The following is a 1682-nucleotide window of genomic DNA, read 5'->3' on the forward strand; positions in this document are numbered from 1 at the left end:
TAGACTTAACCCAAGAGGTTAGTGCCACTCCCAAAGCCGATCTGCTCACCCTTGATGACAGGGCTTCGTTTTTGCAAATTAAAGGGCTGAGGTCGCCCGTGAGCTGGGGTCGCTTTCGAAAGCCAGAGGGATCCCAGGGGGGGGTGAGGCGCTATCTCAGGTATAAACCGACATGACTGGGAGAGTCCTCATGACTAAGCTTGTGATCCAAGGGAAAAACGTCGAGATTACCGAGGCCATCCGCAGCTACGTTCAAGAAAAAATTGAGCGTGCTGTCAGTCATTTTGCCCAGATCACCAGTGAGGTTGATGTCAATCTATCGGTAGCCCGCAACCCCCGTATCAGTGCCAGCCAATCTGCCGAAGTGACCGTCTACGCCAATGGCACCGTGATCCGGGCGGAAGAAAGCAGCGAAAACCTCTATGCCAGCATCGACCGTGTGGCCGACAAGCTGGCCCGCAAGTTGCGCAAATACAAAGAACGGAACGGCATTCACCGCGTCCGCCACACCCCCAAAACCTCCGTGGCAGTGGCCCAGCAGCCCGTCACCGATCCGCTAAATACGGAACGGCAAGCGGAGTTACCCGCAGAGGTGGTGCGCACCAAGTACTTCGCCATGCCACCCATGACGGTTCAGGAAGCGTTGCACCAGTTGGAGCTAGTGGATCACGACTTCTACGTTTTCCGCAATATCGAAAATGGCGAGATCAACGTTATCTACGTCCGCAACCACGGTGGCTACGGCCTGATCCGCCCCCGCTAAAGCTTCGCGAAAATGCGTGGTGAATTTTCCCCCCGACTTGCTTCTCTAGGATCCAGCGGCGCTTTCTATCTGTTGCTACAGCTCACCGATTCTGCCCTGCCGATTGGGGCTTATTCCCACTCCTGGGGCTTGGAAGCTGCCGTTCAAGCGGGGCAACTTCGCGATCGGGCCAGGGTGCAGCAATATCTGCTGGGGGTTTTACACATGGGCCTAGCCCCCACCGAGGGCAGAGCCTGTGCCTTGGCCCATCGTCTGTCCCGATTGGGAGCCGAGTCAGGAGTGGAGAAACTGCAGCAGCAACTGCAAGCAACCCGTTGGGCGGCAGAACCGCGCCAAGCCAGCTTGGATTTGGGCAAACGCCTAGCTCAACTGGCAGAACGCACCTGGGGAATCTCCGTCCCCAAAGCAGAGGGAGAGCCACTGCATCATTCCTTGGTGTTCGGCTGGATCTGCGCTCAGGCGGGCATTGGGCTGGAAGATACCCTGCGTGCCTTCTTGTTCTCCTCCCTCACCGGGTTGGTCTCGGCGGCAGTGCGCTTGGTGCCTTTGGGGCATACCGAGGGGCAAAGCCTGCTGGCCCAATTGTATGAGCCGATCGAGGCAGTGGTGCATCAGGAGATTCTGCCGGTCATGAAGCGAGCCGAAAGGCCAAACCTCTCCCTCGGCTGGCCGCCCCTAAGCAGCTTCACCCCTCTACAAGAACGGGATTGTCAAGCCCACCAACACCTCTATTCCCGCCTTTTTCAATCTTGAAAGCCGTCAACCCTCACCCCTAAACCCTTCTCCCAGAGGGAGAGGGGAGTTCAGGGAAGAGTTTTTAGGGTCATCTTGATTCAAACCAGGACACTGCACCCCCACCTAAAACCTTGGTCGCGTCTTCGCGTCAGCGTTGCGGAGCAATATCGTTGCGGAGCAATAA

General features: G+C 57.2%; 2 protein-coding genes. Both read left to right on the forward strand.

The features are described from left to right. The first annotated feature begins 190 nt into the window (after positions 1-190). Positions 191-763 carry a ribosome hibernation-promoting factor, HPF/YfiA family gene (gene hpf, locus NW838_RS10445; RefSeq protein ID WP_414358070.1) on the forward strand — a complete coding sequence of 191 codons (573 nt, stop codon included), beginning with the start codon at positions 191-193 and terminating at the stop codon, positions 761-763. Positions 764-775: 12 nt separating this feature from the next. Beyond that, entirely contained in the window at positions 776-1516 is a 741-nt protein-coding gene (locus NW838_RS10450) for an urease accessory protein UreF (RefSeq protein ID WP_414358068.1), read from the forward strand. The last annotated feature ends 166 nt before the right edge of the window (positions 1517-1682 follow it).

The organism is Synechococcus sp. R55.2 (genome assembly GCF_047462075.1).
Taxonomy (GTDB): domain Bacteria; phylum Cyanobacteriota; class Cyanobacteriia; order Thermostichales; family Thermostichaceae; genus Thermostichus.